28 protein-coding genes are annotated in these 25,769 nt (G+C 64.4%); 7 read left to right on the forward strand and 21 right to left on the reverse strand.

Annotated features, from left to right (window positions below; all coding sequences use genetic code 11):
- Positions 1-17 precede the first annotated feature (17 nt).
- Positions 18-842, reverse strand: coding sequence for a 2,3,4,5-tetrahydropyridine-2,6-dicarboxylate N-succinyltransferase (gene dapD / locus LZ519_RS10710; protein ID WP_249868660.1), 825 nt, complete (start codon positions 840-842; stop codon positions 18-20).
- Entirely contained in the window at positions 839-1,507 is a 669-nt protein-coding gene (locus LZ519_RS10715) for a pyrimidine 5'-nucleotidase (protein WP_249868661.1), read from the reverse strand. Before LZ519_RS10715 ends, dapD begins: the two co-directional genes overlap by 4 nt.
- 116 nt (positions 1,508-1,623) lie before the next feature.
- Here LZ519_RS10715 and LZ519_RS10720 point away from each other — a divergent pair, with 116 nt between their 5' ends.
- On the forward strand, positions 1,624-3,927 hold the full coding sequence (locus LZ519_RS10720; RefSeq protein WP_249868662.1) for a S8 family peptidase: 2,304 nt from the start codon (positions 1,624-1,626) through the stop codon (positions 3,925-3,927).
- On the opposite strand, the gene mddA is transcribed toward LZ519_RS10720, so the two are convergent.
- From mddA to LZ519_RS10775, 11 genes are all read right to left on the reverse strand, one after another.
- On the reverse strand, positions 3,911-4,660 hold the full coding sequence (gene mddA / locus LZ519_RS10725) for a methanethiol S-methyltransferase (protein WP_249868663.1): 750 nt from the start codon (positions 4,658-4,660) through the stop codon (positions 3,911-3,913). The two genes, LZ519_RS10720 and mddA, sit on opposite strands and share 17 nt — an antisense overlap.
- Before the next feature lie 36 nt (positions 4,661-4,696).
- Positions 4,697-4,981, reverse strand: coding sequence for a hypothetical protein (locus LZ519_RS10730; protein ID WP_249868664.1), 285 nt, complete (start codon positions 4,979-4,981; stop codon positions 4,697-4,699).
- A gap of 61 nt (positions 4,982-5,042) precedes the next feature.
- Positions 5,043-5,324 carry a hypothetical protein gene (locus tag LZ519_RS10735; RefSeq protein WP_249868665.1) on the reverse strand — a complete coding sequence of 94 codons (282 nt, stop codon included), beginning with the start codon at positions 5,322-5,324 and terminating at the stop codon, positions 5,043-5,045.
- A 9-nt stretch (positions 5,325-5,333) separates the two neighbouring features.
- A complete protein-coding gene (locus tag LZ519_RS10740; RefSeq protein WP_249868666.1) occupies positions 5,334-5,693 on the reverse strand; it encodes a HesB/IscA family protein in 360 nt (119 codons plus the stop codon).
- Positions 5,690-6,142 (reverse strand): SUF system Fe-S cluster assembly protein, encoded by a 453-nt coding sequence (locus LZ519_RS10745; protein WP_249868667.1) that lies wholly within the window; start codon positions 6,140-6,142, stop codon positions 5,690-5,692. Before LZ519_RS10745 ends, LZ519_RS10740 begins: the two co-directional genes overlap by 4 nt.
- Positions 6,139-7,323: an aminotransferase class V-fold PLP-dependent enzyme gene (locus LZ519_RS10750; RefSeq protein ID WP_249868668.1), complete on the reverse strand. Its 1,185-nt coding sequence runs from the start codon at positions 7,321-7,323 to the stop codon at positions 6,139-6,141. The genes LZ519_RS10745 and LZ519_RS10750 overlap by 4 nt, the downstream gene beginning before the upstream one ends.
- Positions 7,320-8,060, reverse strand: coding sequence for a SufD family Fe-S cluster assembly protein (locus tag LZ519_RS10755; protein WP_249868669.1), 741 nt, complete (start codon positions 8,058-8,060; stop codon positions 7,320-7,322). The genes LZ519_RS10750 and LZ519_RS10755 overlap by 4 nt, the downstream gene beginning before the upstream one ends.
- A complete protein-coding gene (gene sufC / locus LZ519_RS10760; protein ID WP_249868923.1) occupies positions 8,060-8,803 on the reverse strand; it encodes a Fe-S cluster assembly ATPase SufC in 744 nt (247 codons plus the stop codon). Before sufC ends, LZ519_RS10755 begins: the two co-directional genes overlap by 1 nt.
- Entirely contained in the window at positions 8,803-9,030 is a 228-nt protein-coding gene (locus LZ519_RS10765) for a hypothetical protein (protein ID WP_249868670.1), read from the reverse strand. The genes sufC and LZ519_RS10765 overlap by 1 nt, the downstream gene beginning before the upstream one ends.
- The gene (sufB, locus tag LZ519_RS10770) at positions 9,027-10,496 is read right to left on the reverse strand and encodes a Fe-S cluster assembly protein SufB (RefSeq protein ID WP_249868671.1); all 1,470 of its coding nucleotides are present in this window, start codon (positions 10,494-10,496) and stop codon (positions 9,027-9,029) included. The genes LZ519_RS10765 and sufB overlap by 4 nt, the downstream gene beginning before the upstream one ends.
- Positions 10,493-10,891: an SUF system Fe-S cluster assembly regulator gene (locus tag LZ519_RS10775; protein WP_249868672.1), complete on the reverse strand. Its 399-nt coding sequence runs from the start codon at positions 10,889-10,891 to the stop codon at positions 10,493-10,495. The genes sufB and LZ519_RS10775 overlap by 4 nt, the downstream gene beginning before the upstream one ends.
- Positions 10,892-10,990: 99 nt before the next feature.
- On the opposite strand from LZ519_RS10775, the gene LZ519_RS10780 reads away from it, so the two are divergent.
- The 3 genes from LZ519_RS10780 to LZ519_RS10790 are packed head-to-tail and all read left to right on the forward strand — an operon-like array spanning position 10,991 to position 15,483.
- The gene (locus tag LZ519_RS10780; protein ID WP_249868673.1) at positions 10,991-12,022 is read left to right on the forward strand and encodes a quinone-dependent dihydroorotate dehydrogenase; all 1,032 of its coding nucleotides are present in this window, start codon (positions 10,991-10,993) and stop codon (positions 12,020-12,022) included.
- 12 nt (positions 12,023-12,034) lie between these two features.
- Positions 12,035-13,729 (forward strand): gamma-glutamyltransferase, encoded by a 1,695-nt coding sequence (gene ggt, locus LZ519_RS10785; protein ID WP_431358098.1) that lies wholly within the window; start codon positions 12,035-12,037, stop codon positions 13,727-13,729.
- Positions 13,726-15,483: an AMP-dependent synthetase/ligase gene (locus tag LZ519_RS10790; protein ID WP_249868675.1), complete on the forward strand. Its 1,758-nt coding sequence runs from the start codon at positions 13,726-13,728 to the stop codon at positions 15,481-15,483. Before ggt ends, LZ519_RS10790 begins: the two co-directional genes overlap by 4 nt.
- Here LZ519_RS10790 and LZ519_RS10795 read toward each other — a convergent pair.
- The 8 genes from LZ519_RS10795 to LZ519_RS10830 form a co-directional block, all read right to left on the reverse strand.
- Positions 15,480-15,869, reverse strand: a complete 390-nt coding sequence (locus tag LZ519_RS10795; protein WP_249868676.1) for a hypothetical protein — start codon at positions 15,867-15,869, stop codon at positions 15,480-15,482. The genes LZ519_RS10790 and LZ519_RS10795 overlap by 4 nt on opposite strands.
- A gap of 58 nt (positions 15,870-15,927) precedes the next feature.
- Positions 15,928-16,341 (reverse strand): hypothetical protein, encoded by a 414-nt coding sequence (locus LZ519_RS10800; protein WP_249868677.1) that lies wholly within the window; start codon positions 16,339-16,341, stop codon positions 15,928-15,930.
- A gap of 51 nt (positions 16,342-16,392) precedes the next feature.
- Positions 16,393-17,115, reverse strand: a complete 723-nt coding sequence (gloB, locus tag LZ519_RS10805) for a hydroxyacylglutathione hydrolase (protein ID WP_431358099.1) — start codon at positions 17,113-17,115, stop codon at positions 16,393-16,395.
- Positions 17,115-17,528 (reverse strand): VOC family protein, encoded by a 414-nt coding sequence (locus LZ519_RS10810; protein ID WP_249868679.1) that lies wholly within the window; start codon positions 17,526-17,528, stop codon positions 17,115-17,117. Before LZ519_RS10810 ends, gloB begins: the two co-directional genes overlap by 1 nt.
- Positions 17,529-17,543: 15 nt before the next feature.
- On the reverse strand, positions 17,544-18,221 hold the full coding sequence (locus LZ519_RS10815; protein ID WP_249868680.1) for a tetratricopeptide repeat protein: 678 nt from the start codon (positions 18,219-18,221) through the stop codon (positions 17,544-17,546).
- Positions 18,218-18,961 carry an alpha/beta fold hydrolase gene (locus LZ519_RS10820; RefSeq protein ID WP_249868681.1) on the reverse strand — a complete coding sequence of 248 codons (744 nt, stop codon included), beginning with the start codon at positions 18,959-18,961 and terminating at the stop codon, positions 18,218-18,220. Before LZ519_RS10820 ends, LZ519_RS10815 begins: the two co-directional genes overlap by 4 nt.
- A gap of 78 nt (positions 18,962-19,039) precedes the next feature.
- The gene (locus tag LZ519_RS10825) at positions 19,040-19,255 is read right to left on the reverse strand and encodes a helix-turn-helix transcriptional regulator (protein WP_249868682.1); all 216 of its coding nucleotides are present in this window, start codon (positions 19,253-19,255) and stop codon (positions 19,040-19,042) included.
- Positions 19,255-19,668 carry a hypothetical protein gene (locus LZ519_RS10830; RefSeq protein WP_249868683.1) on the reverse strand — a complete coding sequence of 138 codons (414 nt, stop codon included), beginning with the start codon at positions 19,666-19,668 and terminating at the stop codon, positions 19,255-19,257. Before LZ519_RS10830 ends, LZ519_RS10825 begins: the two co-directional genes overlap by 1 nt.
- A 141-nt stretch (positions 19,669-19,809) precedes the next feature.
- Here LZ519_RS10830 and thrS point away from each other — a divergent pair, with 141 nt between their 5' ends.
- From thrS to LZ519_RS10845, 3 genes are all read left to right on the forward strand, one after another.
- Positions 19,810-21,837: a threonine--tRNA ligase gene (gene thrS / locus LZ519_RS10835; RefSeq protein WP_249868684.1), complete on the forward strand. Its 2,028-nt coding sequence runs from the start codon at positions 19,810-19,812 to the stop codon at positions 21,835-21,837.
- A gap of 117 nt (positions 21,838-21,954) precedes the next feature.
- Positions 21,955-22,500 (forward strand): translation initiation factor IF-3, encoded by a 546-nt coding sequence (infC, locus tag LZ519_RS10840; RefSeq protein ID WP_249868924.1) that lies wholly within the window; start codon positions 21,955-21,957, stop codon positions 22,498-22,500.
- A 180-nt stretch (positions 22,501-22,680) separates the two neighbouring features.
- The gene (locus LZ519_RS10845) at positions 22,681-25,749 is read left to right on the forward strand and encodes a TonB-dependent receptor (RefSeq protein ID WP_249868685.1); all 3,069 of its coding nucleotides are present in this window, start codon (positions 22,681-22,683) and stop codon (positions 25,747-25,749) included.
- Positions 25,750-25,769 lie beyond the last annotated feature (20 nt).

Below are 25,769 nucleotides of genomic sequence, written 5' to 3' on the forward strand. Positions count from 1 at the left end.
CTGATAAGGTGACCTTATCAGTCCCGAAGCAGCTCGTTGATGCTGGTTTTGGACCGGGTGCGCTCGTCCACTCGCTTTACGATGACTGCACAGGCGAGGGACGGCCCGCCGTGCTCCGACGGAAGCGCCCCCGGGACCACTACCGAATAAGGCGGGACCCGTCCGTACATTACCTCTCCCGTCGCCCGCTCGACGATCTTGGTCGATGCTCCCAGGAAAACGCCCATCGACAGCACCGATCCGCGCTCGACGATGACGCCCTCGGCGACCTCCGACCGGGCTCCTACGAAGCAATCGTCCTCGATGATGACCGGCCCCGCCTGCAGCGGCTCGAGCACTCCGCCGATACCCGCTCCGCCGGATATATGGACGTTGCGGCCGATCTGGGCGCAGCTTCCAACTGTGGCCCAGGTATCGACCATCGACCCTTCGCCGACCCTCGCACCGATATTGACGAAGCTCGGCATGAGGACCGCGCCCGGGGCGATATAGGCGCCGCGGCGGACGATCGCTCCCGGGACCGCGCGGAAAGCCGCGGCCTTGAACTCCGCCTCGCCCCAGCCGGCGAATTTCGACGGCACCTTGTCCCACCAGTGAGCGCCGCCGGGCCCGCCGCCGATCGCTTCCATGGGATTGAGCCGGAAGGACAGAAGAACGGCTTTCTTGAGCCACTGGTGGACGATCCACTCGCCCTCGACCTGTTCGGCGATCCGCGCCTCTCCGCGATCGAGCGCACCGACCGCCTCGTCGACGACCCGCCGAAGCTCGCCGTGCGTCTGGGGACCGAGCGTTTCGCGCTCTTCCCATGCGGCGTCGATCGCCTGCTGAAGGTCTGGACTCATTCCCTCTCCCCGATGATCTCTTCGAGCCACCCGCCGACGCTGTGGATCTGATAGTCGATATGGTCGCCGCGCGCATGGCTCCCGCGCTCCGATCCGTTGTCGACCCACACGGTCGTCATTCCGAGCTCTTTCGCAGGTTTCAGGTTGGCAGCCATGTCGTCCGCCAGCAGAGCGGCGGCTGGATCGATCCCGAACCGCTCGCAAAGCAATTCATAGCCGTGCGGGTCCGGCTTCGGCCGGTAGCTGCTGGCGTGGATGTCGTGAAGTTCGTCGAACTGGTCGTGCACTCCGATCGCCTTCAGCACCCGCCGCGCGTAGGTGGCGTCGCCATTGGTGAACACCAGCTTCCGGCCCGGAAGCCGCGCGAGCGAAGCGGCCAGCCTGTCGTCGCGGCAAATCCGGTCCAGCGGGATCGCGTGAACGTCATCAAGGAAGTGGTTCGGATCCACTCCATGGTGCTTGATCAGCCCGGCCAACGTCGTGCCATGGGTGTGGAAGTGGTGCTTCTGGACCCGGCGGGCCTCTACCGCGTCGCAATCGAGCAGCCGTTGGATGTACGCCCCCATTCGCTCGTCGATCAGCTCGAACAGCCCCGTCGAGGCCGGATAGAGGCAATTGTCGAGGTCGAAGATCCAGTCTCTGATGTGTTCGAAGCGCGGGTCCATTCCTGCGCCGCGCCTTAGCTGGTAAGCTGCTTCAGGAAAATGAAAGCTTTCATGAGCGATACGCACTTTGGGGAAAGCTGTTGCATTTCAGCAGCTTGAGCGGGAGTAACCCAAAAATGAACAGCCGTTTCTTCGCAACCAGCGCTCTAGCTGTGACGCTAGCGATCGCAGTTTCTGCCTGCGGCGGTGGGGGCGGGGGCACGGATCCGTTGCCGTTCGTTCCGACTCCGACTCCCACTCCGACTCCGACCCCTACGCCGACTCCAACCCCCACACCGACTCCAACCCCGACGCCCACTCCGACGACCAATTTCAACGATCGCGAATATGCGAACTCGAATTACGCAGTCGTCGCCAACGCCATCGCTGCGTACAACAAGGGCGCGACCGGCAAGGGCGTGAAGATCGGAATCGTCGACAGCGGGATCAACAAAAATCTTGTCGAGTTCGTCGGCAAGGTCGACCCGGCCAGCCGCGACGTCGCCGGCAATCGCGGAGTGACCGACGAAGGCGGTCACGGAACGGCGGTTGCCGCTGTGGCTGCGGCGGCCCGCAACGGCCAGAACACGCTCGGAGTCGCATTCGATGCGACGATCGTCGTGGAACGTGCCGACGATCCGGGAAGCTGCGCAACCGAGGACGGCTGCGCGTTCTTCGACGATGCCATCGCCGCCGGTATCGACGCCGCCCGTGTTGCCGGAGCGAAGGTGATCAACCTGTCGCTCGGCGGCTCGTCGCCGAGCCCGGTCCTGCTAGGGGCATTGCAGCGGGCGGTGAATGCTGGAATCGTCATCGTGATCGCCGCCGGAAACGACGGTACCGCCAACCCCGACCCGTTCGCTCTCGTGCCCGCGCAGCAGTTCGCTGGCCATGTGATCATCGCCGGTTCGATCGGAGACGATGATGGCGCCGGAGGGACCAACATCAACGTTCTGTCCTCCTTCTCCGACAAGGCCGGGACCGGTGCGGCTTGGTATCTCACCGCGCTCGGCTACCAGGATCGCGCGCCCGACCAGACGGGGCAGCAGTTCCTGTGGTCCGGGACCAGCTTTTCGGCGCCGACAATCTCCGGAGCGGTCGCGCTGATGGCGCAGGCGTTCCCCAACCTTACCGGAGCGCAGATCGTCGACATCCTCTTCAAGTCGGCCGACGACCTCGGAACCGCTGGAGTCGACACGACCTTCGGTCACGGCCGTCTCAATATCGCTCGCGCCTTCCAGCCGATCGGGACGACCAGCCTCGCGGACAGCAAGCAGCCTGTAAACGCTGCGACGACGGACGGCGACCTGCCGGGTCCCGCCGGCGACGCGAACACCGGTCAATCGCTCGGAGCGATCATCCTCGACGGCTACGACCGTGCGTTCGTGATCGACCTCGCCAAGACCCTTCGCCAGGCGCAGGCGCAGCATCCGCTCGCCCAGGCGATCCAGTCGAATGCGCGGGTGAACAGCGTCACTGCCGGTCCGCTTACCGTCGCAATGACCGTGTCGGAGCGGCACGACCTGAAGCAGGGCTATAATCTCGAGCGGATGGGTATCGGCCCGGAGGATGCTCACAAGTCGCGGCTGATCGCCGGCGCGGCAATTGCTCGCCTCGACAAGAAGACGGCCGCGGCATTCGGTTTCGCCGAAGGCGCGAAATCGATGGAGCGGCAGCTCTCGGGTGCCCAGGCGGGCGCATTCCTGATTGCCAAGGACATCGCCGGCGATCCCGGCTTTGCCGCCAAGCGCGATGGAAGCGTTGCGGTTCGCCGCAATCTCGGCCCGGTCGCAGTGACGATCGCGGGCGAAAGCGGAAGCGTCTGGAACGAGGTCCGCACGACCGCGACGGACTCGCCGTACAAGTACGCCAGTGTGTCGGTCGACAAGAAGTTGGGAAGCACGTGGCTTTCGGCGGGCGTCAGCCGTCTTCAGGAGCGGCAGACGCTGCTCGGAGGCCGGATGTCCGACGTCCTCGGTGGCGGCGGATCGAGCACCATGTTCTTCGACCTGGAGGCTCGCCGCGAGCTCGGCAACGGCTTCAGCGCCGGGCTGATGGCCCGACACGGCTGGACGGACTTCTCGGCGGGAAGCTTCCAGACCGACGCTTACGCCTTCGACCTTGCGAAGTCGGGGCTGCTCGGCAGCAGCGATCGCCTCGGGCTCAGGATCTCGCAGCCGCTTCGTGTGTCGAACGGCGGTTTCGCGATGCTCCTGCCGACCAGCTACGATTATTCGTCGCAGACGGCGACGAGCAGCTGGACGACCTATTCGCTGACGCCGAGCGGGCGCGAGATCGACGCCGAGTTGAGCTACGGATCAGGGTTGTGGAACAATAGCGGCTGGATCGGCGGCAATTTGTTCATGCGCCGCCAGCCCGGCCACATCGCCAGCGCGGACAACGACTACGGCGCCGCGATCCGCTTCACGCTCGGCTTCTGAACCTCGGCAGCAGTCCTCCGACGCTCGCTCGATAGTTGGTGTAGGACTTGCCGAAGAGGACCGTGAGATCGCGCTCCTCGTAGCGGATGGCGATGAGCATATAGAGTGACATGCCGGCTGCGAGCAGCAGGTGTCCCGCGGTCATCTCAGGCGTTGCCCAGAAGGCCAGGAAGAAGCCCGCGTAGAGCGGGTGGGCCACCCATTTGTAGAACAATGGCTGCCGAAGCTCCGGGGCCGCCGCCTGACGTCCGCGCGCATGAAACCATGCCTGCTGAAGCCCGAACAGTTCAAAATGGTTGATCAGGAAGGTGCTGACGAGAACGATCCCGAAACCGGCGAGGAACAGCAGCAAAAGCAAATCGTGAAGAAGCGGATTGCGAACGCTCCAGACGATCCCATCGATCGGCTGCCAGAATCGGAACAGGACGATCAATGCGAGGCTTGCCAGGAGCACGTACATGCTTCGTTCGACCTGTGGCGGCACGATCTTCGTCCAGGCGCGCTTGAATCCCTGCCGGGCCATGACGCTGTGTTGGAGACCGAACAGCCCGATGAGGGCCACATCGATGAGGGCAGCGGCGCCCACGGTCAAAGTCGACGCTGGATTGTCGACCGTTTTGGGGGTGATCGAGCCGACGGTGAAATCGCCGACGAAAACCACGAGGTAGAGGAAGGTGGCGAAGAAGATCGCGTAGCAGAATATTGCGAATAGCAGGTTGAGCGCTCGTGACATGCCGATTTCCCCCTTCGGCTGTTTGCGATGGAACTCCTATTGGCGGCCGAGTCCATATTTGACCACGATCGGCGCCTCGCAGCCGTTCGAGTCATGGCGAAAGACCGCGATATAGGCATTGGCCGGCGGCAAGTCCGTGAGCTTGTGAAGCTTGGCCGAGCCGCCCCGCTTCACACGCTCCGCAGCAACTTGGGCGGCGGTCTTCGGGCATAGCCCTTGCGGTTCGCGCGGGGTCGGTTTGTAACTAGGCATATCCCTCGCGGGGAGCGAAGCGGCCGAGGCCGGGATTGCCAGCAGAGCAGTCAGAAGCAGGACAGGCATAACACCGGCTCCTTCTTGCTTTCTCGGTAGCAGATTTCAGCTCGTGAAGGGAGGGGCGCTACTACGCCTGGTCGGCGTAATATTTTCCCTTCTCGAACATGTCGGCGATGAATCTCTCGCCACCCTCGTCACCGTTGATCCGCTGCAGGAACTGGATCGTCTTCAGCGCCGGGCCGTGGAAATGCCAGCTGACGTCCGCTCCGAATGTGCAGCGTTCGAAAAACGGATGCTCGCCGCCGCTGTAAACCAGCTTTGCGGACTCAAACGCGCAATCGGCGAAGCTCTTGCCATCGGTCTCGACTTCCTCGCCGCCATCGAACGCGCGGCCGGTAACCTCTTCCATTTGCCCTCCCTAGACGGTGAAGCTTTCGCCGCAGCCGCATGAGCCTGTGGCATTCGGATTCTCGAACACGAAGCCGGCCGCGAAATCGTCCTCGCGCCAGTCCATGATCGATCCAACCAGGTAAAGCACCGAGCCGCCGTCGACATAGAATGTTCCGCCCGGCGTCACGATCTTCTCGTCGAACGGCTGCTCTTCGGTGACGTAGTCGACCGAATAAGCCAGGCCGGAACAGCCTCGGCGGGGAGTCGACAGCTTGACTCCGATCGCACCTTCGGGCGCCCGGCTCATCAGATCGGCGATGCGGGCGTTTGCCGCGTCAGTCAGCGTGATTGCCGCCGGCCGCGCGCGTACTTTGGTTTCTTTATTCATAGCATTCCCAGTTCGAGGCGAGCCTCGTCGCTCATCTTCGACGGATCCCACGGCGGATCCCACACCAACTTGACCTCGGCGTCGCGAACGCCCGGCACCGAGAGCACGCGCATCTCCACTTCGCCGGGCATCGATTCCGCGACCGGGCAGTGCGGGGTCGTCAGTGTCATGGTGACAACGGCATCGCCATCCTCGGAGATATCGATGTCGTAGATGAGGCCCAGCTCGTAGATATCGACCGGGATCTCCGGATCGTAGATCGACTTCAGAGCCTCGATCACGCGGTCTTTGAGCTCTTCATTGTCGGCAGCGGGCTTTTCCTCGGTCTCGCCCGCAAGGAAACCGGCGAGGTAGTCCCGCTTGCGGGCGACGCTGTCGGGAACGCGCGCGCGCGGCGGCGGAGTCACCGACTCCACTTCCTCAACCTCGATCTTGCGTTCCTTATTCATCCGAAGATCCGCTTCACCTGTTCGATCCCGCGCACCAGCGCCTCTATGTCGGAGCTGTCGCTGTGCGCAGCGAAGCTCGCGCGTGCAGTTGCCGGGACGCCGAGCCAGTCCATCAGCGGCTGAGCGCAATGGTGTCCAGCGCGCACCGCGACGCCCGCGTCATCCAATATGGTGGCGGTGTCGTGCGGATGAACCCCGTCGACGTTGAAGCTGACGATGCCGGCGCTGTCTTCGGGGCCGTAAAGCGTGACTCCCGGGACGCCAGAGAGCGCGGTCCGGGTCTCGGCAACGAGTGCGCATTCGTGCGCATGGATCGCGTCCATTCCGAGCTTCTCGACCCAGTCGATAGCGGCATGGAGGCCGATAGCCCCGACGATGTGCGGAGTGCCGGCTTCGAACCGCGCGGGCGCGTCGAGGTAGGTGGTTTCACGGAAGGTCACCCGGTCGATCATCGACCCGCCGCCCTGCCAGGGAGGAAGCGCGTCGAGCGAGCGGCCCCACAGGCAGCCGATGCCGGTCGGACCGTAGAGCTTGTGCCCGGAAAAAGCGTAGAAGTCGCAGCCGAGCTTGGCGACGTTCACGGGGAGGCGCGGAACCGCCTGACAGCCGTCCAGGAGGAGCAGGGCGCCCTTCGAGTGAGCGATCTCGGCGGCCCGTTGCGGGTCCAGCACCGACCCGAGCACGTTGGAAATATGCGCGAAAGCGACAAGGCGATGCTGTTCCGTCAGCATCTCCTCTGCCGCGTCGAGGTCGATCTTGCCCTCAGCGGTCAGGGGAACGGCATCGACTTCGTACCCGGCGAGCTGCCAGGGCACGATGTTGCTGTGATGCTCGAGCTGCGACAGCAGCACGCGGTTGCGGCCGTCCTTCGGAAGGGCGCGCGCGACAAGGTTGATCGCTTCCGTCGCGCCGCGCGTGAACACCAGCTCCTCGGCTTTGCCACCAATCAGCTTCGCGGCCGCGCCGCGAGCCGCTTCGTAGCGCGCTGTCATGTCGCTGGAGCGCTGGTAGATCCCGCGGTGCACCGTCGCGTACTCGGGCCCGTAGGCCTGGGCGATCGCGTCGATCACCACCTGCGGCTTCTGCGCGGTCGCGGCGCTGTCGAGATAATGCCAGTCGCCGACTCCGGGGAACTGGTCGCGGACGTTCAGCGCCGAGTTGATGCGGGTTGGGGCGTTCATGACACGACCATCCGCAATGCGTCGCGGGCAGCTTCACGAATTGCGTCGCCGTGCGCAGTGGTATCCCACAGGCCCACGACGAAACCCTCGAGCAGCAGGGCCCGAGCGCCGGCCGGGTCGAGCCCGCGGCTCGCCGCGTAGAACAACTGCATCGGGTCGAGTTCGCCGACCGTCGCGCCGTGCGCGCACTTCACGTCGTCGGCGAAGATCTCCAGCTCCGGCTTGGCGTTGGCGGTGGCACCGCGGTCGAGGAGCATCGCCTTCACCGATTGCTCGGCATCCGTTTTCTGCGCGTCGCGCGCGACCTCGATCTTGCCGAGATAGGTGCCCACCGCCTTGCCGTTCAGAACCGAGCGGACGACCTGCCGCGAGGTGGCATTGGGTTCGAGATGGCGGACGTTGCTGACGATCTCATTGGTGGACAGGCCGGTGCCGATGTTGGCCGCGAAGAATTCGAATTCGGCGCCATCGGCGAGATCGACCTCCAGCTCGATGCGACCATATTGCTCGGCCGTGTTGAGGGCGAAAATTCGAGCCACGGCTCCAGCGCCAAGCTCCAGCTTGACCCGCCGCACCTGAACGGGGTCGCCACTCGGCAGCCAAACCTGTTCCAGGCTCTGCCCGGGAAGGATCGCGATCCGTTCAGGCTCGCCAAGCTGCTCCCATACGGGCTGCAGCGCTTCGAGGTCTGCGTAACGCCACTCCTCCTGCTTGCGGGTGGGGAAGGGGGCCGTCATCAGATCGCCGCCTCCGTATAACCCTCGCGCTCGAGCTCATGAGCAAGCTCGGGGCCGCCCGAACGGACGATCTTGCCGTGCGAGAGCACGTGCACCTGGTCGGGCTCAACATAGTCGAGCAGCCGCTGGTAATGGGTGATTAGCAGCACACCCTTGTCGGGCTTGCGCATGATCCGGTTGATGCCCGCGCCGACCGCCTTCAGCGCGTCGATGTCGAGCCCGCTGTCGGTCTCGTCGAGGATCGCGAACTTCGGGTCCATGATGCCCATCTGCACCATCTCGGCGCGCTTCTTTTCTCCGCCGGAAAAGCCGACGTTGACCGGCCGCTTGAGCATCTCTGCGTCCATTCCGATCAGCTTGGCCTGCTCGCGGGCGATCTTGATGAACTCGGCACCCGAAAGGTCCGCCTCGCCGCGCGAGCGGCGCTGCGAGTTGAGGCTCTCGCGGAGGAACTGGAGATAGGAAACTCCCGGGATTTCGACCGGATACTGGAAGCCGAGGAACAGCCCCGCTGCCGCGCGCTCGAACGGCTCCATGGCCATGAGATCGTGCCCGTCGAAGCGCGCGCTGCCTTCGCTCACTTCATAGCCCGGCCGCCCGGCGAGCACGTAGGCGAGCGTCGACTTGCCCGACCCGTTCGGGCCCATGATCGCGTGCACCTCGCCCGCGGGCACGTGCAGCGACACGCCGTTCAGGATCGGCTTGTCGGCGACAGTCGCATGGAGGTTGGTAATTCTCAGCATCATTTCACCCGAGTCCGGCGAAGAGCCAGGTAGCTGCAGACCACAAAGAGCAACGGAGGAAGATAAAGCATCGCAAAATACGTTGCCTCAAATTGTCCGTTGATCATGCCGCTCCAGAAGATGGAGCCGATGCTGTCGTAGCCGCCGAAGCTCATTTTATAGAAAAGGAATATCCAGAACGCGCAGAGCGCAGCGATGCCAGCGAGGACGATGCGCTTCTTGGTCATCCCACGCTCCCCTCAAGGCTGATTCCCAGTAGCTTCTGCGCCTCGACCGCGAACTCCATCGGCAGCTGCTTGAGCACCTCTCGGGCGAAGCCGTTGACGATCAGCGCCACCGCCGCTTCCTGGTCCAGACCGCGCTGCATCGCGTAGAAGAGTTGGTCCTCGCTGATCTTCGACGTCGTCGCTTCATGCTCGATCTGCGCGGTCGGGTTCTTCACCTCGATGTAGGGCACGGTGTGCGCGCCGCAGTCGCTGCCCAGCAGCAGGCTGTCGCATTGGGTGAAGTTGCGGACGTTCTCGGCGCGCGGGAGAACGCGGACCAGCCCGCGATAGGTGTTGTTGGAACGGCCCGCGCTGATGCCCTTGGAGACGATGGTCGAGCGCGTGTTGGCGCCGATGTGGATCATCTTGGTGCCGGTGTCGGCCTGCTGGCGGTTGTTGGTCAGCGCGACGGAATAGAATTCGCCGACGCTGCCATCGCCCTTCAGGATGCAGCTCGGATATTTCCAGGTGATCGCGCTTCCGGTCTCGACCTGCGTCCAGCTGACCTTCGACCGGTCGCCGCTGCACAATGCGCGCTTGGTGACGAAGTTGAAGATGCCGCCCTTGCCTTCGGCGTCCCCCGGATACCAGTTCTGGACCGTCGAGTATTTCACCTCGGCGTCATCGTGCGCGAAGATCTCGACGACCGCGGCGTGAAGCTGGTTCTCGTCGCGCATCGGCGCGGTGCAGCCTTCGAGGTAGGAGACGTAGCTCCCCTTGTCGGCGACGATGAGGGTCCGCTCGAACTGGCCGGTGTTCTCGGCATTGATCCGGAAATAGGTGCTGAGCTCCATCGGGCAGCGGACGCCCTCGGGGACGTAGACGAAGGTGCCGTCGGAGAAGACCGCGCTGTTGAGGCAAGCGAAATAATTGTCGCGCTGCGGGACCACGCTCCCGAGATATTTGCGGATCAGCTCCGGATGCTCGCGGATCGCCTCCGAGATCGAAAGGAAGATCACGCCCGCGGCGGCGAGCTCCTTGCGGAAGGTCGTCGCGACAGAAACGCTGTCGAACACCGCATCGACCGCGACCTTGGCCGCGCCTTCGACGCCCGCGAGCACCTTCTGCTCCTCGATCGGGATTCCGAGCTTCTCGTAGGTCCGACGGATTTCAGGATCGAGCTCGTCCAGCGAGGCCAGCTTCGGCTTCGCCTTGGGCGCGGCATAATAATAAGCGTCCTGGTAATCGATCTCGGGGATGTCGAGCTTTGCCCAGCTGACCTCCTCCATCTCCAGCCAGGAGCGATAGCCTTTCAGCCGCCACTCGAGCATCCACTCCGGCTCGTTCTTCTTGGCCGAGATGAAGCGGACCGTGTCTTCGCTTAGGCCCTTGGGCGCGAATTCCTGCTCTATGTCGGAGCTGAAGCCCCACTCATAATCCTTGGCGATCTTGTCGCGGATCTCGCGATTCTTGACGACCTCGTTCATCGGGCGAGCTCCACCAGCGACACCGCGCCGAGCGCCCCGCGAACCGCATTGCCGACGACGCCCATGTGCGGCTTGATCCGGCAGTGCGCGTCGAGAGCGCAGTCGGTCCGGCCTTCGGAGCAAATGGTCATAGCGATCGGGCCTTCGACCGCCTCGACGATGTCGGCAAGGCTGATCTCCGTAGCGGGGCGGCTGAGCGAGAATCCGCCGCCGGCGCCGCGAGCGCTGACCAAAAGCCCGGACGCCGAAAGCTGGCCCATGAGCTTTTGGGTGGTCGGGAGCGGAACGCCAGTTTCCGCCGAAAGTTCGGTCGCGCTGAGGCGCTCCCCGGCGTCGCGGCGGGCTGCGGCGGTCATCAAAACGACCGCATAATCGGCAAGGTGGCTGAGGCGCATGTCTAATTCGGAGCTTTCCACTCCGATTTAGTCAGTAGCCTACAGAAACTCAAGCTTTCGGTGACGGCAGCGATTCATGCCGCTAAACAAAATCTTAACATGAGTTTCTATCCTTTCATCAGGCCGTTCGTCTTCGCTCTCGGGGCGGAGGCCGCGCACAAGGCGACGATCGCGGCCGTGAAGTTCCTGCCGCTGCACTCGGCGCACTTGCCCGAGTCGCTGAAATCGACGGTCGCGGGAGTGGAATTCCCTTCGCCGGTCGGACTTGCCGCGGGTTTCGACAAGGATGCCGAGATCGCCGCCGAGATGCTGACGCTCGGCTTCGGCTTCGTCGAGGTCGGAACCCTTACCCCGCGGCCGCAGGCCGGCAATCCCAAGCCGAGGCTGTTCCGGCTCACGGAGGACCGGGCGGTGATCAACCGCATGGGGTTCAACAATCGCGGGCAGGCGGATGCCTTCATGCGCCTTGAGGCGTGCAGCCGCGCGGGCGGCCCGGTCGGCGTCAACATAGGCGCCAACAAGGACAGCCCGGACATGGTCGGCGACTATGTTGCCGGGGTGAAGGCGATGAGCTCCGTCGCCGATTATCTGACGGTGAACATCAGCTCGCCCAACACGCCAGGGCTTCGGGCGCTTCAGAACCACGGCGCTTTGGACACGTTGCTGTCGGCGATCGCAGGGGCGCGGTCGGCGATGGGGCCGCCGGTGTTCCTGAAGGTCGCTCCCGACCTCGAGGCGGGCGATCCCGAGCGAATCCTTCGCTCGGCGGTCGACAATCGCATCGATGCGATCATCATCTCCAACACCACCGTTTCGCGGCCAGCGCTCAAGTCCGAGCTTGCGCGGGAGCAGGGCGGTCTTTCAGGACAGCCTTTGAAGCCGCTGGCGCTCGACACGCTTCGCCGGTTCAGGAGCGCGAGCGGCGGACAGATGCCGCTGATCGGCTGCGGCGGGATCGCGACGGCCGACGATGCATGGGAGCGCATTTGCGCCGGCGCCTCGCTGGTCCAGCTGTACACGGCGATGATCTATGAAGGGCCGCACGTCGCCAGGCACATCGCGACCGGCCTTGCCCAGAAGCTGGAGCGATCCGCTTTCGGCAGCATTGCCGAGGCAGTGGGGAGCGGCTAGCCCTTCGCGCCCATGCGCCGAACGTTCCTGTCAATTTCCGCCGCGCTTTTGCTTGTCGGCAGCCCCGCCGCATCTGCTCAGGTCGCAGCTGCATCCGCACAAGGCATGGTCAGCGCCGCCGACCCTCGGGCTGCCGAAGCGGGTGCCGAAATGCTCCGGTCGGGCGGAACCGCGGTCGATGCGGCGATCGCCACGCTTCTCGCGCTCACCGTCGTCGAGCCGCAAAGCTCCGGAATCGGGGGCGGCGGGTACATGGTCTATTCCGAGCGCGGCGCGGGCCCTGTCACCTATGACGGCCGCGAGACTGCGCCGGCCGCCGCCACCCCCGACTGGTGGCTCAAGGACGGCCAGCCGATGCCGTTCAACGAAGCTCAGCCGGGCGGGAAGAGCGTCGGAGTACCCAGCAATCTGAGGATGGTCGCGCTTGCTCATCGGCAGCACGGAAAGCTGCCGTGGGCGAAGCTATTCGGGCCGGCGATCCGGCTTGCCCGCGACGGCTTCAAGGTGACGTCGCGGCTTCACAACTCCCTCGACAAATATCGGACGACAGGAGCGTTGTCGGCGCAGGCGCGGGCGCTCTTCTATCGCCCCGACGGAAGCGTCGTGCCGGTTGGGGCGATCGTGAAGAACCCGGCGCTGGCGGCTTTCCTGCAGAGCGTCGCGGCGCAGGGGCCGGACAGCTTCTATGTGGGCCCCAACGCCCAGGCGATCGTGAACGCCGTGGATGCGGCCGCTCAAAATCCCTCGAAAATGACGGTCGGCGACGTGGCGTCCTACGATGCCAAGTCGCGCCCGCCGGTCTGCGGAAGCTACCGCGCCTACAGGATCTGCGGGATGGGGCCATCGTCGTCGGGCGGAATCACCGTCTTCGCAACACTCAAGCAGCTCGAGCGGTTCGACCTGTCCGCACTTGGACCCCAGTCCGTCACGGCCTGGCACCTCATCGCGGAGTCCGAGCGGCTCGCTTATGCCGATCGCGACAAATATGTCGGCGACCCCGATTATGTCTCGGTACCGATCGTGGGAATGGCGGACGAGTCGTACCTTGCCGGCCGGTCGGCGCTCATCTCACCCGACAAGACGCTTGCTGACGCACAGGCCGGCACGCCGGCTGGGGCGCCGCCGATGTGCGCGCCCGCGCTCCAGCCCGAGCGGGGAACGTCGCACTTCGTCGCCGTCGACAAGTGGGGCAACGTTGTGTCCGAAACCTCGACCATCGAGAGCAGCTTCGGCTCGGGCCTGATGGTCAACGGTTATTATCTTAACAATGAGCTGACCGATTTCAGCTTCGCGCCCGCCGAGAACGGCTGCCCGGTCGCCAACCGTGTCGAAGGCGGCAAGCGGCCGCGAAGCTCGATGGCTCCGACCATCGTTTACGCGCCCGATGGGAAGGTCCGGCTAGCCGTCGGCGCCGCGGGCGGAGCGACCATCCCGGCGCAGGTGATCAAGGCCATCGTGGGAGTCGTCGACTTCCACCTCACCGCACAGGACGCGCTCGCCTTGCCGATGATCTACGCTCCAGGCGACACGGTTTTCGTAGAACGCGGCACGTTCCTCGAAGCGATGGCTCCGAAGCTCGAAGCACTCGGCCACCCGGTGAAAACGCTGCCGCCGGGGACGTTCAAGGCCAATGCGATCGAGTGGCGCGACGGGCGCTGGGCGGGGGCAGCCGACCCGCGCAGCGAAGGCGCAGCGGTGTCCGAATGAAGGCGGCTCGCCAACTCGAGTATTTCGACAACCTTATCCAGATGTTCATGACGCGCGCGCTCGAAAAGGGCGATGCGCCGTTCCTCTGGGCCAAGCGCGAAGGTGCGTGGCGCCCGACCAGCTGGGCGGAAGCTCGGCGGCAGGTCGTCGCGCTGGCGACCAGCCTCAAGCAGATCGGGCTGGGGCCGGGCGACCGGGTGATGCTGGTCAGTGAGAACCGGCCCGAGTGGCTGATCTCCGACCTCGCGATCATGGCGGCGGGCTGCGTGACGGTTCCGACCTACACGACCAACACCAGCCGCGACCACGCGCACATCCTGGGCAATTCCGGCGCGAAAGCGGTCATCGTCTCGACGGACAAGCTTGCACGTAACCTGATCCCGGCGGTGCTGACGTCGAACGATTGCCATCATGTGATCGGGATCGAGAGCATTCGCGTCGGCCAGTCGCCCGAATGGATCAAATGCCATTCGTGGACGAAACTCGCCGAAGGCGAAGGCGACGCCGCCTCGGTCGAAAAGTTCGCCGCGGACGCGAAGCGCGCCGACCTCGCCTGCATCATCTACACCAGCGGAACCGGCGGCGCTCCGAGGGGCGTTAGGCTCCACCATGGTTCGATGCTCCACAATATCGCCGGCGCAACGGACGTCATTTCCACCGATTTCGGCTGGGGCGACGAGGTGTTCCTGTCGTTCCTGCCCGCAAGCCACGCGCTCGAGCATACGGGCGGGCAGCTGTTCCCGATCGGGCTCGGCGCCCAGATCTATTACGCCGAAAGCCTGGAGAAGCTGGCGGCGAATATCGAGGAGGTCCGGCCGACGATCATGATCGTCGTGCCCCGCCTGTTCGAAATGCTCAGGCAGCGTATCCTGAAGGGGCTGGAGGGCAGCGGAGGGCTCTCCAAATATTTGTTCCGGCGGGCGCTTCGCATCGGCCAGGACAAATATGACGGCAAGCTCAAGCCGTGGGACCTGCCGATGGACGGGCTGCTGGAAGTCACGCTCCGAAAGAAGCTGCGCAAGAAGGTCGGCGGGCGGGTGAAGGCCTGGGTTTCGGGCGGAGCGCCGCTCAACCCCGACGTCGGGATATTTTTCCAGTCTCTCGGGATCACGTTCCTCCAGGGATACGGCCAGACCGAGGCCGGGCCCGTGATCAGCTGCAACCGCCCCAGCGTCGGAATCCGGCTCGAAACCGTCGGGCCGCCGGTCAAGGATACCGAAGTGAGGATCGCCGAGGACGGTGAGATCATCGTTCGCGGCGAGCTCGTGATGCATGGCTATTGGCGCAACCGCGAAGAGACCGAACGCGTCCTCAAGGATGGCTGGCTTGCGACGGGCGACATCGGCCATTTCGACGACAAGGGCCGGATCGTCATTACGGACCGCAAGAAGGATATCGTCGTCAACGACAAGGGCGACAATATCGCGCCGCAACGGGTGGAGGGCATGCTCACGCTACAGCCTGAGATCGCGCAGGCGATGGTCTATGGCGATCGCAAGCCGCACCTCGTCGCACTGCTCGTTCCGGAGGCGGACATCGCCAAGTCGCCGGATGTCCGACAGCGCCTTTCCGCGGCGGTCGACCGGGTCAATGCGGACCTTTCGGTGATCGAAAGGGTGCGCCGCTTCATCGTCGCGGATTCGCCGTTCACGGTCGAGAACGAGCAGCTGACCCCCTCGATGAAGATCCGCCGCCACGTCATCAAGGACGCTTATGGCGAGCTGTTAGAGGCGCTCTACGGCCGAGTAGGCTAGGGCTTCGTGTAGGGCGTGAACTCGCCGACATAGCAGGCGCCGCTCAGCGTTCCATTCTCGAAGACGAGCTTGTCGCCCGCGCACATACGCTGTGCGCCGCTTTCGGTGATGATCACCGACTGGCGGTCGATCTTCCCGCATTCGAAGCTGCCGCTGAGCTGGCTTTGCCAGACGCGCGGCCCGTCGATGAACAGGATCGTCGAATCATCGATGCCGACCGGGTGCCCGGTCTTGTCCACGGCAAGGCAATGCTTGGTCTCGCCCGCGACACGGCCGGCAAGATATTTGTCGAGCTTTGCCTGAGCCGCGGCATCGTGCGGCGATCCCGCGCCGGTGCTCGCTCCGGCAAGTACCAGCGCGACTGCAATTGCTATTAACGGCTTCATTGCGCTTTCCCCCCGCGCGCAGACTATGCCGGCCCGCCGTCAGCGCAAGCCCTTGTTCCTACCGTCCGGGCGTCGTGTAGGGCACGAAGTCGTTGAACACGCAGGTCCCCACCGACGCGTGGTTCATCGTGTCGACCACCGAAGCGATGTCGCCGCGGCACGTGCTGCCGATCGACGTGTGGGTGACGAGGGCATAGGGGCCGGCACTCAGCAGGTTGCAACCGCCCTGCGGCTTGTTGATCCACACCCGGTTGGTGCCGTCGCGGAAGGCGATCGTGTAATCGTCGATCACGACCATGTCGTTGCCGCGATAGCTGGGGAGACAGGATTGCGGACGACCCGGCACCTTGCCGGCGAGAAGCTGGTTGAGCCGCGCCTGTGCACGTGCATCGACCATCGCCGCCTGTTGCGGCGGACCGTAGGTGCAGCCGGCTAGTGCAGCCAGTGTAAGAAGTGAAATGACGCTGCGCATTGCAACCTCCATGGTTGGCGTGTCAGCCCCGTTGGCAAAGGGCGCTTCCGATCATGAACGAAAGCTGTCTTTGGCGGCCCGGAGCCGTGCGAATTCCTGCCAATCCGCGGACCGAACGAAGGGATTGGTCGCGCGTTCCTCGGCGAGCGTGGTGGGCACGGTGATGGCGCCTTTGCGCCGCATTTCCTCGACGCGATCCAGGCGATCCGCGATGGCCGAATTGCCGGGCTCGGCGTGAGCGGCGAAGCGCGCATTCGAGAGCGTATATTCGTGCGCGCAGTAAAGCCGCGTGTCGTCGGGAAGAGCAGAAAGCCGCCGGAGCGAATCGAACATCTGCTGTGGAGTGCCTTCGAACAGCCGTCCGCAGCCCATTGCGAACAATGTATCGCCGACGAAGGCGATGCCGTCCTCGTCGAAGATCAGTGCAATATGGTCCAGCGTGTGGCCGGGAACGGCGATCACCCGGCCGACATGCTTGCCGAGGCGGACCGTATCGCCTTCGCCAAGGGCGACGTCGCGCCCCGGGATCCTGTCGCTCGCCGGGCCCGAGATGGTTGCGCCGGTCGCTTCCTTGACCGCGAGATTGCCGCCCGTGTGATCCGGGTGCCAGTGCGTGTTCCAAACCTGGCCAATGGTCCAGCCGCGGCGCTCCGCTTCCGCGATCACCGGCGCTGCGTCGCCCGGATCGACGACCGCCGTCTCGCCGCTTTCCTCGTCGTGGACGAGCCAAAGGTAGTTGTCGGCAAAAGCGGGGACCGGGACAACCTGAAGCATCACCATTCGCCCGTGTTCGGCATCGACGCCCAAGGCTCGGCCGGCGCCAGCGCCTCGCCCTTCTGCAGAAGCTCAATCGATATGGAATCCGGAGTCCGGACGAAGGCCATCCGGCCGTCGCGCGGCGGCCGGTTGATGGTCACGCCCGCGTCCATCAGCCGCCGGCAGGTGTCGTAGATATCGTCGACCGCATAAGCGAGGTGGCCGAAATTGCGGCCGCCCGAATAGCCGCTCTCGCCCCAATTGTGCGTGAGCTCGACCTCCGCATCGTCGCCCGGAACGCCGAGGAAGATGAGCGTGTAGCGGCCGGCCTCGTTCTTCATCCGACGCCGCTCCTCCAGTCCCAACACTCGGAAAAACTCAACAGTGACTTCGGGATCGGACACGCGGATCATCGAATGGAGGAATTTCATGGCGTCCGGTCCTTGTCAGTCCCTCGGCTCGCCTTTGACCGTGAGGGGCGCCGGAAGCAATCTCAGCGCTTCGCGCGCTGCTTTGCCGGCGGTCCCGTTCGGATCGCGGGCGACCACCCGTTCCCAATAATTGCGGGCACCGACGTTGTCGCCGCTGAACTGAGCGACATGGCCCGCCTCGAACAGGATCATCGCGTCCGCCGGAGCGAGCGCAAGTGCGCGCTCGATACTCGACTTGGCCGTCGCCGCGTCATTCTCGCGGATCGCCAACGCCGCGGAGAAGAACCACAGGAAGGGATCCTGCGAAATCGTCTGCGTCGCTTCGGTTAGCTTTGCACGGGCGGTCTTCAAATCGTCCTGGGCTTCGGCGGCGCGGGCCCGGTCAGGCAAGGCTTCGCCGCGTTGTGCAGCCTGGAGCGAAGTCCCGCTCAGAGCCCGGTCGAGATCGAGTGCCGCCTTGCCCGGTTGATCGGCGGCGATCCACGAATTGCCGGCCGCAGCGTAGAGCCGCGCCACTTGCGGGTCGGATGAATTGAGGGCCTGGGCAGCCTGTTCGAACGATTGCGCGGCTTCAGCCGGCTTGTCCTCGGCGGTTGCCCGGACCGCACGGCAGATGAATGCTTCTGCGGTGACGATCTCCGGACAGGGTGCGGGAGCTGCTGCGAGCGCTGCGGCGGCGAGAATGGCTATCAACGATGATCTCCCACGAGGGACGCGACCGAGCGGAGGATCGTCTCGATCTCATGGCGCTCGGACAGGCGGTGCCCGCCGCCTTTGATGATTGTCAGCTGGATATCGGCTGAACGCAGCCTCTGAAGCGTTCGAAGCGCGATCTCCACCGGAACGTCGCGATCGCATTCTCCGTGGATCAGCCGGACCGGGCAATCGACGACCGGTGCGCCGTCGAGGACACGGAGCGATTGGCCGGAGTCCCAGAAAGCGAAGGTCGTCAGCTGAGGCTCGCCGCCGTACGGATTCGGCTGCTCGACCCGCCCGGAGTGTCGGAGTTCCTCCTTGTCCGCGTCGGAATAGCCCCACTCCGTGAAGTCGGGAGCGGCTGCAATTCCAATGACTGCGGCCACCCGCTCAGGGCGGAGCTTCGCCAGAAGCAGCGCGAGCCATCCGCCCATCGACGATCCGAGGACCAATGCCGGCCCGTCGACGAGATGGTCGAGCATGTGCAGCGCTTCATCGAGCCAGATGCCCAGCGTGCGATCGGCGAATGAGCCCTCGGACGATCCGGTCCCCGAATAGTCGAAGCGAAGCATCGCCAGTCCCTCGACTTGCGCGAACGCATCGAGAGCAACCGCCTTGGTGCCGTCCATGTCCGATGCGTAGCCGGGAAGGAACATCAGCGTCGGCGACCGCCCCTCGCGAACGCGATAGGCGAGGCGCGTGCCGTTGAAGTCGAGGTGGCGCAGTTCCGGGGTCATCGTGGTCGCCGCATGCGGCGGCTTTTGCCACAGGAAACCGCGACAGGAACAGTGTGCTCCTGGCCGGTGCCCGTCCTGCTAGATCGCGCCGGAGTGGCGGCGGCTCGGGGAGACGAACACGTCCTCGATCGGGAGGCCGAACAGCTCGGCGATGCGGAACGCCAGCGGAAGGGAGGGATCGTACTTGCCGGTCTCGATCGCATTGACGCTCTGGCGGGAGACTTCGAGCCGCTCGGCAAGATCGGCCTGGCTCCAGGCGCGCTCGGCGCGAAGGACGCGAAGGCGGCTTTCCATCAGCAGCCCGATCCGGTGTCGCCGAAGGAAAGCTTGTTCACGGCTCCGCCGATGGCAAGGCCGAAAAACCAGGCGACGGCGACCCAATAGCCGTCGGCGTGGCCGACCAGGTCGAAGCTTTCAAGGAAGCCCCAGACGGTCGCGAGGCTAAGCGCAAATCCGCTTGCCCAAAGCGTTTGTCGCACCATCAGCATTCGGACATATTCGTCATCCTCCTCGACCAGGTAGCGGCCGATGGCGACGAAGATGCCGATGACAGGGACCGCGGGCAGCATCGCCACGACATATTGGACGGCGCTCGGGACGAGATCGTGCTTGAAGCCGTATCCAGCACCGACGAGGAACACCGCATATGTCAGGCTGAGCCAGATGACACGCCAGTTGTAGCGCTTCGAGGCGACAGTACGAGCCATGGTCAAGCTTCCTTACCTGTAAGACAAGGATGCTTTACGTTCCATCGGTTTGAATGTCAAGACTGCTTTACTCAACGCGAAGGGAGCATGTCCAGCACATCGGCTTGAGGCGGCGAAGCGGCACGGGTAAGGCGCGTTGAAATGACCAAGATGTTCAAGATCTCGCTTCCGGACGGATCGGTCCGCGAAGTCCCGGAAGGCTCGACGCCCGCCGACGTCGCCGCGGCGATCGGCCCCGGGCTGGCCAAGGCCGCGCTTGCCGCAAAGATCGATGGCGAGCTTCGCGACCTCAACCGGCCGATCGAGGCAGATTCGAGCCTGGCGCTGGTCACCTCGCGTGACGAGAAGGAGGCGCTCGAGCTCGTCCGCCACGACTTCGCGCATATCCTCGCCGAAGCGGTGCAGAACCTGTTCCCAGGGACCCAGATCACCTTCGGCCCGGCGACCGACGACGGTTTCTATTACGACTTCGCCCCGACCGCGGACCGAGGCCCGTTTACCGAAGAGGACTTGCCGGCGATCGAGGAGGAGATGCGGCGCATCATCGCCGCCGACAAGCCGCTCGTCCGCGAAGTGTGGGACCGCGCGCGCGTGCGCCAGTTCTTCCTCGACCACGGCGAGAGCTTCAAAGCCGAGTGGGTGATGGAGCTTCCGGAAGGCGAGCCGATCACGATGTACAAGACCGGTCATGGCGAGGCCGACTGGATCGACCTGTGCCGCGGGCCCCATCTCGCTTCGACAGGCAAGCTCGACCCGCAGGCTTTCAAGCTGACTCGCGTGTCAGGCGCTTACTGGCGCGGCGACCCGAAGAACCCGATGCTGTCGCGCATCTACGGCACCGCCTGGCTCAACAAGAAACAGCTCGACGCGTACGTCGTTCGGCTCGAGGAAGCGGGGAAGCGCGATCACCGAAAGATCGGGCAGGAGATGGATCTCTTCCACCTCCAGGCCGAGGCGCATGGGTCGGTCTTCTGGCACCCGAACGGCTACATCATCTGGCGCGAGCTGGAGGCGTATATGCGTCGCCGCATCGACGCCGCCGGCTACGACGAGGTGAAGACGCCCCAGCTGATGGACGCTCGCCAATGGGAGAAGAGCGGCCATTGGGGCAAGTATCGCGAGAACATGTTCGTCGTCCCAGACGAGATTCCCTCGACCGAAGACGAGGGGCCGGTACTGACCGGCGACGCCGACCTGATGGCGTTGAAGCCGATGAACTGCCCGGCACACATCCTGATCTTCAAGCAGGGCATCAAGAGCTACCGCGAGCTGCCGTTACGCATTTACGAGAACGGCTGTTGCCACAGGAACGAGCCGCACGGGGCGTTGCACGGCCTCATGCGGGTTCGCCAGTTCACGCAGGACGACGCGCACATCTTCTGCACCGACGACCAACTGGTCGACGAGGTCAGGGACTTCTGCCTGCTGTCGGATCGCGTCTATCGCGACCTCGGCTTCGAAAGTTACGCGATCAAGCTTGCGCTCCGGCCGGAGAAGCGCGCGGGGACTGACGAGCAATGGGACCGCGCCGAGCAGGAGCTTCGCGATGCGGTGAAAGCTGCGGGCTTCGCGACCGAGCAATATGGTTGGGAAGAGCTTCCCGGCGAAGGCGCCTTCTACGCGCCCAAGCTCGAATGGCATTTGACCGACGCGATCGGACGCACGTGGCAGGTCGGGACGATCCAGGCCGACCGGGTAATGCCCGGGTTGCTGGACGCCGCTTTCGTGGGTGAGGACGGGGAAAAGCACACGCCGGTGATGCTTCACCGCGCGATCTTCGGCTCTTACGAACGGTTCATCGGAATCCTGATCGAACATTATGCGGGCAAGTTCCCGCTGTGGCTTGCGCCGGTGCAGGCGGTTGTCGCGACGATCGTCTCGGAAGCCGACGATTATGCGCGCGAGGTCGCCGCGAAGCTCGCCGCGCGTGGAATCCGCGTCGAGACCGACCTCAGAAACGAGAAGATCAACTACAAGGTGCGCGAGCATTCGCTGGCCAAGGTCCCGCTGCTGCTGGTCGTCGGCAAGCGCGAGGCGGACGAAGGATCCGTTGCGATCCGGAGGCTCGGTTCTGACGACCACCAGAAGATGATGAGCGCCGACGACGCCATCGAGGCCATCGCTGCCGAGATCGTCCCGCCCGATCTGCGCGAGCCGGGAAACTCCTGACCGTTTGCGGCCACACCTGGCGGCGAAAATGACGCGCTTTCGCGCGCCCGCACTTTTCAACGGCGCGCCAAGCGCTTACTTCGCGACTCCAGCGTAACAACAATCGGAGACACTGCTATACCACCGCCCTATCCGCGCCGCCCGCAGGCGCCGCCGCAATTTTCCGGCCCCCGCTACAATGAGTTCATCCAGAGCCCGAAGGTGCGGGTCATCGATGAAAACGGCGAAAACCTGGGCGTGATGTATACGAAGGAGGCATTCGAGCAGGCGCAGAGCGTCGGGCTCGACCTGGTGGAAATCTCCCCCAACGCCGACCCTCCAGTCGCCAAGTTCCTCGACATCGGCCGCTACAAGTACGAGGCGCAGAAGAAGGCGGCCGAGCAGCGCAAGAAGCAGAAGACGCAGGAGATCAAGGAGATCAAGATGCGTCCGAACATCGACGATCACGACTATGACGTGAAGATGCGCAAGGTGTTCGAATTCCTCGAGGAAGGCGACAAGGTGAAGGTCACCATGCGCTTTCGCGGCCGCGAGATGGCGCACGGAGAGCTTGGAATGGCGGTGCTTCGGCGGGTCCAGGAGCAGACCGCTGAGATGGCCAAGATCGAGGCGCACCCTCGCATGGAAGGGCGCCAGATGCTGATGGTGCTCGCGCCCAAGTAAAAGACTTGCCCGTCGCCGCGGGCGTCGGTCCCCTAGCAAATGGTATCGGCCGCTGTTGCAATTTTACAGCAATGGTCCGCTATTCATGCGCACTATCCGACCGCAGCTTCCGTCCCGGTCTGACCTGAATTAGCTTTCCCGAAGCAGGCTCGGCTTCATGCGAGTCTGGGGAGGGCACCAATGCGCAAATCAGTATGGCTGCTTTCGGCAGCGCTCATCGCAGTTCCGGCACCGCTTTACGCACAGCAGTCAGACCCTGGTCAGCCGACCAATCCTAGCGGCCCGTCCGGCGACGCGCAGGTCAACCCGCCCAACACCGCGGAACAGGGCGCGGTGAAGACGACCGACGTCGGCCAGCAGCCGGTGGACAGCAGCGACATCGTCGTCACTGCCACGCGCCGCAACCAGGCGCTCTCCGACGTTCCGATCGCCGTCAGCGCGGTCACGGCCGAAAACCTCCGCAATTCCGGAGCGAGCGACATCCGCCAGCTCAACCAGCTGTCGCCCTCGCTCCTTGTCTCGTCCACTTCGTCGGAAGGCGGCGCGGCAGTCGCCCGAATCCGCGGCGTCGGCACCGTCGGCGACAACCCGGGCCTCGAAGGCTCGGTCGGTATCTTCGTCGATGGCGTTTATCGCGCTCGCGCCGGAATGGCGCTCACCGAGCTCGGGCCGTTGGAGCGGGTCGAGGTTCTGCGCGGACCGCAGGGCACGCTGTTCGGCCGCAATACGTCGGCGGGCCTGATCTCGATCATCACCGCACAGCCGCGCTTCGATCCGGAGATCAGCGGCGCGATCACCGTCGGCAATTATGATGACCGACGTGCGGAAGCGAGCGTGACGGGTCCGCTTTCGGACACGGTCGCGGCCCGAATTGACGGCGTGTGGCTCAAGCGTGACGGCTTCGTGAAGGACGTCATCTCCGGCCGCGACGTCAACGACCGCAACCGCTGGCTCCTTCGCGGACAGGTGCTGTTCCAGCCGAACGACAACATCACCGACCGGATCATCGCCGACTACACCCACCGTCGCGAGGAATGTTGTGCGGCGCCCTACCTGCCGGCCCACGACTTCGTCGCAGGTATAGGCGAGCAGCCGTCCACCATTGCGGCGATCGAGCGCGGACTTGGCGCGATCATCGAGGACAATCCGTTCCGCCGCCGGGTGTCGATCACGCCAGGGCGCGATTACGACAGCGACGTTGACGATTGGGGCCTGTCGAACGAGTTCGATTACGATTTCGGCGGGGCTGCGCTGACATCGATCACCGCCTATCGATTCAACAAATACACGCGCGGCCAGGACGCCGACTTCAACAACCTCGACATCCTGTTCCGTGCCAGCGACGGCAACTCGTTCAACCGGTTCAATACCTTCACCCAGGAGCTCCGGCTCAACGGCAAGGCGTTCGACAACCGGCTGGACTGGCTGGTCGGCGGATATTTCGCCGACGAGAAGCTGAAGGTTAAGGACAACCTGGCCTACGGCAACGACTACGCGCGCTATGCCAATTGCCTGGTGGCCGCGAACTTCGCCGCGTCGCCGCTTGTCCCGGACAGCATCGTTGCGCCGGGGGTATCGCCGACCTGCTTCAACACGGCGGTTGCGGCCGGCACTCGTGCCGGGCTCGAGGCACTCTTCCTGGCCAATGCAGGGAATCCGGCGGCGCAGCAGGCAATCGCGGCGCAGATCGGCGCACTTAGCGCCTTTGCCCGGCTGCCCAACGACGCATTCGTTCCGACCAACTTCGCGGGTGCGCCGTTCACCGATAGCGGATTCACGAATATCGCATTCGGGGCGCTTGGCCCGGCGTCGCTAAACGGCAACGCGCTTAGCGACGTGTGGAACCAGAAGAGCACCAACTGGGCGCTGTTCACGCACAATATCTTCTCGGTCACCTCGACGGTCGACCTCACCGTCGGCGCCCGCTTCACCCACGAGAGGAAGCGGCTGAACGGCAATTTGAGCGACACCAATTTGTTGTGCGGCTTCTACTCCAACTTCGTTCCGTCGCTGCAGACGCTTCCGTGCGTCAATCCGACCGTCGGTCCCGCTGGCTTCGCGATTTCCGACAGCAGGAGCGAGAACAAGCTCTCGGGAACGGCGGTCCTAAGCTGGAAGCCGACACCTGAAATTCTGACCTACGCGAGCTATTCGCGCGGCTACAAGGCGGGCGGGTTCAACCTCGATCGCTCGGCGCTGACCCGTGCGAACGGCAACGGCGCGGTGTGCGTCGCGGCCGGGCAGCCGGGCTGCGGTGGCGTCATCGCCTCCGGCGCGGACCTTCAATTCAAGCCCGAAACAAACGACGCGCTGGAGCTCGGAGCCAAATACAACGGTCGCGGCTTCGACGTGAATGTCGCCGTGTTCCACCAGCTCTTCTCGAACTTCCAGCTCAACACATTCAACGGGCTGAACTTCGTCGTCGAGAACATCAACGCGTGCAAGAACGACCTGAACGGCGCCGACACGGATAATAGTCCGGCAACCGGAGCCTGCACTGGCGGCACAAAGGCCGGCGTTCGAAGCCAGGGCTTCGAACTCGAGGCGTTCACCCGGCCGATGCGCTACCTCGACTTGAATGCGGGCGTTACCTACGCCGATACCAAATACCGGCACAATCTGGTCGGTGCGAACGGCCAGCCGTTGACCAACGCTCTCTTCCAGCTCCCCGGACGGAGAGTCTCCAACTCCAACCTGTGGACTCTGACCGGCGCCGCGGCCTGGACTCCGCCGATCCCCGGCACCGGCCTCAGCGCGCTCGTTTACGCTGACGCTCGCCACATGAGCGGGCTCAACACCGGTTCCGACCTGGACATCGAAAAGACCCAGGGTTCGTTTACCGTCGTCAACGGTCGCGTTGGCATCCGCGGTCCGGGCAACAGCTGGTCGGTCGAGCTTTGGGCGCAGAACCTGTTCGACGAGAAGTTCGAGCAGGTTGCGTTCGACGCCCCGATCCAGGGCACCTGCACCCAGCGCGGTGCGGAAGCGGGCTTCTGTTCGCCGACGCCCAACCGGTCGACGGCGCTCTACGGAAGCTTCCTCGGCGAGCCGAGGACGTTCGGTATCACCTTCCGGGCAGCCTTCTCGCCCAGGCGAGCACCGGCGGCTGCCTACGTTGCTCCGCCACCGCCGCCGCCGGCCGAAGCGCCGGCCACGCAGGTGTGCGCCGACGGAACGACGATCCTTGCGACCGCCGCTTGCCCGGCACCTCCGCCACCGCCGCCGGCGGCTCCGGAGCGCGGCAAGTAACGCCGCGGATCGGTCGAACT

This window comes from Sphingomonas anseongensis (assembly GCF_023516495.1).
Taxonomy (GTDB): Bacteria; Pseudomonadota; Alphaproteobacteria; order Sphingomonadales; family Sphingomonadaceae; genus Sphingomicrobium; species Sphingomicrobium anseongensis.